At 60.6% G+C, this 9,378-nt stretch carries 6 protein-coding genes and 1 pseudogene; all 7 read left to right on the top strand.

All coding sequences use genetic code 11. The features are described 5' to 3' along the window. Positions 1 to 72: pseudogene (locus G5358_RS10510) on the top strand (NADH-quinone oxidoreductase subunit K); the annotation flags it as partial. Beyond that, positions 69 to 1,916: an NADH-quinone oxidoreductase subunit L gene (nuoL, locus tag G5358_RS10505; RefSeq protein ID WP_216953927.1), complete on the top strand. Its 1,848-nt coding sequence runs from the start codon at positions 69 to 71 to the stop codon at positions 1,914 to 1,916. The pseudogene G5358_RS10510 and the gene nuoL, both read left to right, overlap by 4 nt. Positions 1,917 to 2,014: 98 nt before the next feature. Next, entirely contained in the window at positions 2,015 to 3,559 is a 1,545-nt protein-coding gene (gene nuoM / locus G5358_RS10500; protein WP_005337249.1) for an NADH-quinone oxidoreductase subunit M, read from the top strand. Further along, positions 3,556 to 5,019 (top strand): NADH-quinone oxidoreductase subunit NuoN, encoded by a 1,464-nt coding sequence (gene nuoN, locus G5358_RS10495; RefSeq protein ID WP_421324060.1) that lies wholly within the window; start codon positions 3,556 to 3,558, stop codon positions 5,017 to 5,019. The genes nuoM and nuoN overlap by 4 nt, the downstream gene beginning before the upstream one ends. A 181-nt stretch (positions 5,020 to 5,200) precedes the next feature. Beyond that, on the top strand, positions 5,201 to 6,325 hold the full coding sequence (locus tag G5358_RS10490; RefSeq protein WP_421275105.1) for an FIST signal transduction protein: 1,125 nt from the start codon (positions 5,201 to 5,203) through the stop codon (positions 6,323 to 6,325). 2 nt (positions 6,326 to 6,327) lie between these two features. Beyond that, positions 6,328 to 7,758 (top strand): HD domain-containing phosphohydrolase, encoded by a 1,431-nt coding sequence (locus G5358_RS10485; protein WP_421204736.1) that lies wholly within the window; start codon positions 6,328 to 6,330, stop codon positions 7,756 to 7,758. A 16-nt stretch (positions 7,759 to 7,774) separates the two neighbouring features. Further along, on the top strand, positions 7,775 to 9,316 hold the full coding sequence (locus G5358_RS10480) for an HD domain-containing phosphohydrolase (protein WP_254203392.1): 1,542 nt from the start codon (positions 7,775 to 7,777) through the stop codon (positions 9,314 to 9,316). Positions 9,317 to 9,378 lie beyond the last annotated feature (62 nt).

Genomic DNA, 9,378 nt, shown 5'->3' with positions numbered 1-9,378 from the left:
GCCCTGTTACTGCTGCTCTATCGTCGTTACCACACCCTGAACGTGGACACTGTGAGCGAGATGCGCGGATGAGCCTCTTATATCTGACTTTTCTATTTCCGCTGCTGGGATGGCTGGTGTTGGCCTTCTCCCTCGGCCGGTTTGGTGAGCGTACCTCGGCGCTGATCGGGGTAGGCTCCATTGGCCTGTCGGCCCTCACTACCCTGTGGGTGGGCATCGACTTTCTGGGCAACCCGCCCGAGGGGGGCGTCTATGTCCAGCGCCTGTGGCAATGGATGGCGGTGGGCAACTTTACCCCAAGCTTCTCGCTGGCACTGGATGGCCTGTCGCTGACCATGCTGGGGGTGGTGACCGGGGTCGGTTTCTTTATCCACCTGTTCGCCTCCTGGTATATGCGCGGGGAAGAGGGTTACTCCCGCTTCTTCACCTACACCAATCTCTTTATCGCCAGCATGCTGTTTCTGGTGCTGGCCGATGACCTGCTGTTTGTCTACCTCGGCTGGGAAGGGGTAGGGCTGTGCAGCTATCTGCTGATCGGCTTCTACTACAAGGATCGCAAGAACGGAGCGGCGGCCCTCAAGGCATTTGTCGTGACCCGGGTGGGTGATGTCTTCCTCGCCATCGGTCTGTTTATCCTCTATCGGGAACTGGGCACCCTCAATATCCACGAGCTGCTGGTTCGTGCCCCGACCCTGTTTGCCGAGGGCTCCCCTGCCCTGTCGCTGGCCTGCCTGATGCTCCTGGGCGGCGCGGTCGGCAAATCAGCCCAGCTGCCGCTGCAAACCTGGCTGGCGGATGCGATGGCAGGCCCGACCCCTGTCTCCGCGCTGATCCACGCCGCCACCATGGTGACCGCCGGTGTCTACCTGATTGCCCGTACCCACGGCCTGTTCTTGCTGGCGCCAGAGATCCTCCATCTGGTCGGGCTGGTTGGCGCCATCACCCTGGTGCTGGCAGGCTTTGCCGCGCTGGTTCAGACCGATATCAAGCGGATCCTCGCCTACTCCACCATGAGCCAGATTGGCTACATGTTTCTGGCACTGGGTGTCGGCGCATGGGAAGGGGCCATCTTCCACCTGATGACCCACGCCTTCTTCAAGGCGCTGCTGTTCCTCTCCGCCGGTGCCGTGATCGTTGCCTGCCACCATGAGCAGAACATCTTCAAGATGGGTGGCCTGCGCAAGAGTTTGCCGCTGGTCTACGCCTGCTTCCTGGTGGGGGGCTCGGCGCTGGCGGCGTTGCCGCTGGTCACTTCCGGTTTCTACAGTAAGGACGCCATCCTGTGGCAAGTAGAAGCCTCTGGCCAAAGCGCGCTGCTGTGGGCAGGTCTGGTAGGGGCATTCCTCACCTCGCTCTATACCTTCCGGCTGATATTTATCGCCTTCCATGGCAAAGAGCAGACCAAAGCCCATGCGGGCCACGGTCTGGCTCACCATCTGCCGCTGCTGGTGCTGCTGGTGCTCTCTACCGGCATTGGGGCTCTTATCACCCCACCACTGGCAGGTGTACTACCTGCAGGCCCGGGGGACCATATCGAAGAGGGTCGCCATGCACTGGAGATCACCTCCGGCATCATCGCCATCGCAGGCATTGTGCTGGCCGCATTTCTGTTCCTTGGTGAGCGCCGGCTGGCCACATCCATTGCCAACAGTGCGCCGGGTCGTCTGCTCAGCACCCTCTGGTTCAACGCCTGGGGCTTTGACTGGCTCTATGACCAGCTGTGGGTCAAACCCTATCTGCTGGCGACCCGTCTGGTCGGGCAGGATCCGCTGGACTGGATGATGGGCCTGCCCGCCTGGTTTGCCCTGCGTGGCAACCAGCTGCTGGCCTGGACCGTGACCGGCAAGTTGCGCTGGTATGCCGCCTCCATGGGGATCGGCGCCGTGCTGGTGCTGGCGCTGTTGCTGCTGGGGTAACGCGATGAACAACCGGACAATCATACAGCCGGGCTGTTTGCTCTCCCTGATGGAACAGGGAGCGCAATCTCATATGAACTTAAACGAGAGCTGATACCGTGACCTTACTCTGGATCTTGCTAATTCCTTTTATCGGCGGCTTGCTCTGCTGGCAGATGGAGCGTCTCGGCGGGCAGTTTGTCCGCTGGGTAGCCCTGCTCTCCATGAGCGCCAGCCTGCTGCTCTCCTGTGCCATCTGGCTAAGTGGTGATTTCTCCCTTGCCACGACCGGCCTCGACAGCGCGGGCGTCTCCGGTGCTGCCTCCGCCTGGGCCGCCGAGTGGCGCCTGCCGTGGATCCCCCGCTTCGGCATCTCTTTGCATCTGGCTGTGGATGGCCTGTCGCTCTTGATGGTGATCCTCACCTGCTTTATCGGGGTACTGGCCATTCTCTGTTCGTGGAAAGAGATCGTGCAGCGCATCGGCTTCTTCCACCTCAACCTGCTCTGGATCCTGGGCGGCGTGCTCGGGGTCTTTATGGCGCTGGACCTGTTCCTCTTCTTCTTTTTCTGGGAGATGATGCTGGTCCCCATGTACTTCCTGATTGCGCTCTGGGGCCACTCGGTCACTGACGGCAAATCACGGATCAACGCCGCGACCAAGTTCTTCATCTACACCCAGGTGAGCGGCCTTATCATGCTGGTGGCCATCATCGGGCTGGTGCTGACCCACCAGCATGCCACCGGAGTCTTCACCTTCAACTATCTGGAGCTGCTCAATACACCGATGAGCAAGGGCGTTCAGTGGCTGCTGATGCTGGGATTCTTTATCGCCTTCGCGGTCAAGATGCCGCTGGTGCCGCTGCACGGCTGGCTGCCGGATGCCCACAGTCAGGCGCCGACTGCAGGCTCGGTGGATTTGGCAGGTATTTTGCTCAAAACCGCCGCCTACGGTCTGCTGCGCTTTGCCTTGCCGCTCTTCCCCGAAGCATCCGCCGAGTTTGCTCCCTACGCCATGGTGCTTGGCCTGATCGGGATCGTCTACGGTGCCATCGTGGCCTTTGCCCAGACCGACATCAAACGGCTGGTAGCCTACACCAGCATCTCCCACATGGGCTTTGTGATGATCGCCATCTACTCGGGTAGCGAGCTGGCCCTGCAGGGCGCCGTGGTGCAGATGATCGCCCACGGTCTCTCCGCAGCCGGCCTCTTTATCCTCTGTGGTCAGCTCTACGAGCGGTTGCACACCCGGGATCTGCGCCAGATGGGCGGCCTGTGGGGACGCCTGCGCTATCTGCCCGGCGTGATGCTCTTCTTCTCGGTGGCGTCGCTCGGCATGCCGGGCACCGGCAACTTTGTCGGCGAGTTCCTGATCCTGGTCGGCAGCTTCCAGGTTGCCCCTGTCATCACGGCAGTCGCCACCTTCGGTCTGGTACTGGCCTCGGTCTACTCCCTCATCATGTTGCAGCGCGCCTGCTTTGGCCCCGCCAAGGATGAGAGCATGCTCAAGGGACTGGATCGCCGCGAGCTGACCATGATGATGGTGATCGCGGGCCTGCTGGTTCTGCTTGGCCTCTATCCCCAACCCGTGATTGACACCGCCAGCAGCAGCCTTATCAACGTGCTGCACTGGTATCTGCTGCCGACTGCTGGAGCCCTGCAATGACTTTCTCCGCTTCCCAACTGCTGGTACTGCTTCCCCTGCTGTTGACCACCGGGGCCATGGCGGCCCTGATGCTGGCCATCGCCTGGCGCCGCTGTGTCACCACCGCCTTTACCGTGACCATTGTTGGCCTCAACCTTGCTCTGTTCTCGCTGCCCATCGTGATGGCGCAAGGGGATCAGGGGGTCACCCCGCTGCTGCAAGTGGACAGTTACGCCGTCTTCTACATGGGGCTGGTACTGATCGGCGCCCTGGCCACCTGTACCTTCGGCCAGTCGTGGCTGAAAGCCTATCCGGATAACCGGGAGGAGTTCTTCCTGCTGCTGCTGATCGCCACTGCCGGTGGTCTGGTGCTGGCCTGCTCCCGTCACCTCGCCTCTCTCTTTATCGGGATCGAGATGCTGACCCTGCCGATGTTCGGTCTGGTGGGTTACGCCTACCGCGAGCGCCACTCGCTGGAAGCCGCGGTGAAATACATGGTGCTCTCTGCCGCCGCCACCGCCTTCCTGTTGTTTGGCATGGCGCTGCTCTACGCGCAGGCTGGCAGCCTGAGCTTTGCCGCCCTGGGGCAGACCCTGGCCGAGAGCCCGGCTCACCACCCGCTGCTGATGGGCGGTTTGGGGTTAATGCTGGTCGGCTTTGCCTTTAAACTCTCCTTGGCCCCCTTCCACCTCTGGACCCCGGATGTCTACGAAGGTGCCCCGGCACCGGTCGCCACCTTCCTCGCCACCGTCAGCAAGGTGGCGGTCTTTGCCGTGCTGCTGCGCTTCTATCTGGCGGTACCGGCGGCGAGCGATCCCATGATCCACTGGCTGCTGGCAGCCATGGCGGTCATCTCCATCCTGGTCGGCAACCTGCTGGCCCTGGTGCAGACCAACGTCAAACGGATGCTGGGTTACTCCTCCATCTCCCACTTCGGTTACCTGCTGGCGGTAATCGTGGCGAGCCGATTCGGCCAGATGCCGGTGGAAGCAGCCGGGGTCTACCTGCTGATGTATCTGTTCACCAGCCTGGGTGCCTTTGGGGTGGTGAGCATGATGTCGAGCCCCTATCGCGGCAAGGATGCCGACTCCCTGCACAGCTATCGCGGTCTGTTCTGGAAGCGCCCCTATCTGACTGCCGTACTGACGGTGATGATGTTGTCACTCGCGGGCATCCCGATGACCCTCGGCTTTATCGGCAAGTTCTACCTCATCGGCGTCACCGTCGAGGCGCAGCTCTGGTGGCTCTCCGGCGCCATCGTGCTCGGCAGCGCACTGGGTCTCTACTACTACCTCAAGGTGATGGTGACCCTCTATCTGCGCGAACCGGGCATGCAGCAGCGCGATGCCAGCGCCGACTGGGCGCTCTCCTCCGGTGGTGTGGTGGTACTGCTCTCTGCCGCCCTGGTGGTGTTGCTGGGGCTCTATCCCCAGCCGGTCATCAGTCTGGTACAAGGGTTCCAGCAGGTGGTGTTGCAGTAACCCGGCTCATTTCCCTTCAAAACCGGCCCATGTGGCCGGTTTCTTTTTTATGTGGATTGCCTGCTGGCAGAGACCCTTTTGTGTTGGCATCTCACACCCCGTGCAGCCGTTGGTCTCGTCCGGTATTCATCCAACCCCCTTGCTGATATATTGATGACTGGCAGGAATGGAGTTCCGAGCGATGATGCAGCCTACTTTTCATCAATTTGATGCGCATCCACTGGCCGATGCATTGCTTCCCTATGAGGGGCAACGACTCGATGTGTTGCTAGCCGAGCGGGATGCCGCACGCGTTGCCGATCTGCAGCAGCAGTGTCAGCGCCTCAACATTCAACTCTGCGGCGCCATCTTTCCACGCCTTGTCAGTCGGCACGGTTTCCACGAAAGGGGGGCTTGGCTGTTGCCCCGACCAGCATCCCACAATCCTCTGCTGCTCTCGCTCTCCCCTACAGCCAGTGCCGATACACTGGCCGATATCATCTGCGAGCAGTTGGCGTCCCGACTGGCAGAATGGCCGGACACCGAGAAGGTTCCCACCCTCTTTCTCACCTTTGACGCCATGCTCCCCAATATTGCAACCCTGCTCGAGGGGATCTATCTAAGGCTGGCGGACAGGGTCAACTATGCGGGTGTCAATGCAGGTAGCGGCCAGTTCACAGCCATGCCCTGCCTGTTTGACACCCAGAGATTGCTGGGGCATGGGGTCAGCTGTGCACTGCTCTCCCCCCACAGTCCCCCCTTGCTGGAGCACGGCTATCAACTCACTGCCCAGCCCATGCTCGCCACCAGCAGTGAAGGCAACAAGATCTCCTTTATCGACTGGGAGCCGGCTTTTAGCCGCTATCAATCCCTGATCCGGCAACAGTTCCAGCAAAACCTCACACCAGAGCAGTTCTATCGGTACGGTGTACATTTGCCCTTGGGGTTGCTGCGAGCCAATGGCGATGTGATCGTGCGGATCCCGGTCGCCGTTACCGACGACGGTGCCCTGCTCTGCGTCGGAGAGGTGCCTGACCACAGTATTCTCACACTGCTGAAAGCCCCGGAAAGCCCCACAGAGCACGCTGTCGAACTGGCCGAAAAGCTCGGCCGGCACGGTACACCCGAGCGCCTCGAGATCTATTACTGCGCCGGCCGTCAGCAGCACTTCGGCGAACAGAGCACCCTGGAGCTGGAGACCCTCTTTAGCCACAGCGGAGCCCACGAGCTGGTCGGGGCCCTCTCTCTTGGCGAGATAGGAAGTGTAAGTCCGGGGGATTACCCGCTCTTTCACAACGGTGCCATCCTCTGTCTCAGCGAGGGTTAGCAATGAATAACGATCACGCCATGGCCATTGTCTGCGATCTCGCCCTCTGCATCGGTCGGGAGGTCACACTCGATGCCCTGCTCACCAAGGTGGTGCAGCGCTTTATGTTTCACTGTGCCACACCGGTTGGTGTGGTATTGCAGCAGCAACGGGAAGGATATGAGCTGCTCAAGGTCATTGGTGATGATCAGCTATCCCGGCACAGTGGCTCGCTGCTCTCCTTGCCTGCCTGGATTGTTGAAGGTGACCAATGTGCGCTGCAAACGACCTTGCCTCTCCCCGGTGGCCGACCGTACCACTTTGCCTATCGGCTCAGGGTTGACGGGGGATATCTCATCTTGCTGCTGGCCCCCCAACCCCAGCAGCACACAGTGCCGGTCTGCCATCTGTTCAGCCCGGTGCTCGGTAATCTGGCGCGCGCCATCCAGTTGTGCAAGGACAGCGAACAGCTCGCCAGGCGCCAGCAAGCCGAGCTGGTCGACATGCAGCGCCTCAACGAATCCCTGCTCAAGGCCATTCCCATCCCGGTGTTCTACAAGGATGTCGAAGGGCGCTTTCTCAGCTGCAACCCGGCCTTTACCCAGGTCACCGGGATCAGCAAGGCCGAACTGCAGGGGAAGCGGGTGGACGAAATCCTGCCCCCGGAGATGGCGGACGAATATACCCAAAGGGACATGGAGGTGCTGCGCAGCAGGCAGCCGCAATATTTTGAACACACGCTGTTTGATCGCAGCGGCCACCGCTACCAGGTGCTCAACTTCAAGGATCTCTTCTATGACCATCAGGGCGAGGTGGCCGGAATCATAGGGGCACTGGTCGACATCACCCATATCAAGGAAAGCGAGCAGCGCCAGCGCACCCTGCTGTTTCAGACCATCGCGGCCCTCTCCTCCGCGATTGCCCACAAAGATCCGGTCACGGCAGGACACGAACGGCGCGTGCATGATCTCGCGCTGGCTATAGGTCAACAGCTGCAACTGCCGCAAGAGCAGCTGGATGGATTGGGTCTTGCGGCCATGGTGCATAACATCGGCCTGCTGCAGATCCCGGCGGAGATCCTCACACGCCCGCGGGAACTGAGGCCGGTTGAGTTCGAACTGATCAAACAGCATCCGGACACTGGCCGCGAGATCCTGCAACAGATTGACTTCCCCTGGCCCATCACCACCATAGTGATGCAGCACCATGAAAATCTCGATGGTAGCGGCTACCCACAAGGGCTACAGGGGGATGCGATCTCGCTGGAGGCGAGGATTATACGGGTCGCCGACTCCCTGGCCGCCATGACGGCCCACCGTCCGTTCCGGCGCGCCCTCTCTCTCACCGATGCGTTCGCCGAGCTGACGCGCTATGCCGGTGTGCATTACGACGAACAGGTGGTCGATGCCTGTTTCGCCGTCTGGCAAGCGGGCTACCGCTTTACTACCACCTGACTCTGGTTGCACCAAGATGATGTTAAAAGATCTACCGCCATCCATTCAGCCACCGGGCGTCAGCTCTCACCCCACCGCAGCCCTGCTCCATCAGGTGATGGAACAGCTGCCCTATCGCGTCCTGTTGAAAGATACCCGTTCACACTTCATCGCCTGCAACCGACTGCTGGCCGACGATCTGGCCCTCACCCCGGCCGAACTGGTTGGCAAGTGCGATGCCGATTTTTTCCCGGCCGAGCTGGCCCAACGCTACCGGGATGACGATCTCCAGGTCATGGCCAGCGGCACAACCCGGCATCACGAAGAACCCTATCTGAAAGGGGGTGAAGACCGCTGGCTCAGTACCACCAAGTTTCCCCTGTACGATGAGCTGGGCAAGGTGATCGGTGTCGCTGTCTTTTTCGAAGATATCACCGACCAGAAACAGCAGCAGGAGCGTCTCCAGCAATATACCTGGACGCTGGAAGCAATAACCCGCGCCCACCATGCCATGCTCAAGCAGGGGGATGAACAGACACTACTGCAGGAGATCTGTGATGCCATCACTTTCGATGGCCGTTTTCCCCTAGTGACCGTACTGCAGACCGCTGATCAGAACAGAGTACAGATCCTGGCGCAGGCAGGTCAGGCCGTCTGGTTTGCCAGCGATAACTGGCTCACCCGGGACGCAGCCCTGATCAGTGCAATCAGTTCAGGCGAGATGCGCAACGAAGCACTTGGCACCGAACTGGTCCACCACTCCGCCACCTTGAGGGGACGGCTGCTGCTGCCATTGCAGTGGCAAGCCACTGTGCCAGGCGGACTGCTTATTCACAGCACGCAGGCCAGAGCCTTCACCGATGAGGAGGTGCATCTCTTCAACGGACTGGCCGACTACCTGACCTATGGCCTGCAGGCACGTCGAACCCAGCAGGCCTATCTTGCCGCCCAGCGTGAAAAAGCCATGCATGCCCGCCAACTGGAGCTGGCCCTAGAGGATGCGCTGGGAGCCATCGCTGCCGTGCTGGAACAACGCGATCCCTACACCGCCGGACACCAGAAGCATGTCGCTACCCTGGCGCTGGCCATCGGCCGAGAACTGGGGTTGGGTGATAAACCGCTACGCGGTCTCTATCTGGGCGCCATGGTGCACGATATCGGCAAAATCCAGGTCCCTGTCGAGATCCTCACCAAACCGGGCAAACTGACCCCCCAGGAGTTCAATCTGGTCAAGGAGCATCCGACAGCGGGTTATCTGGTGCTCAAGGATATCGCCCTGCCCTGGCCCATAGCCCGGATGATCCACCAGCACCACGAGTATCTCGACGGTTCCGGCTATCCATCAGGGTTAAAAGGCGAGCAGATCCTGCTGGAAGCGCGCATTCTCACGGTCGCCGATATAGTGGAGTCCATGTCATCGGATCGTCCCTACCGTGCTGCCCTGGGGATTGCGCAGGCCCGAACCCATATCATGGCCATGCGGGGAGTCCAGCTGGATGAAGCCGTGGTCGATGCCTGTCTGCGTATTCTGGATCGGGGAGAGTTTACCCCTCATGAACTTGGCCACGGCCAAACCTGATCGACAGAGCCCATATTGAAAAACCGGCCAAATTTGGCCGGTTTCTGTTTTTATGCGCTGGT

It is taken from the genome of Aeromonas sp. 604176 (genome assembly GCF_049170755.1).
In the GTDB taxonomy this organism is placed as follows: Bacteria; Pseudomonadota; Gammaproteobacteria; order Enterobacterales; family Aeromonadaceae; genus Aeromonas; species Aeromonas veronii_A.
This window is presented reverse-complemented; position numbering and strand designations above follow the sequence as displayed.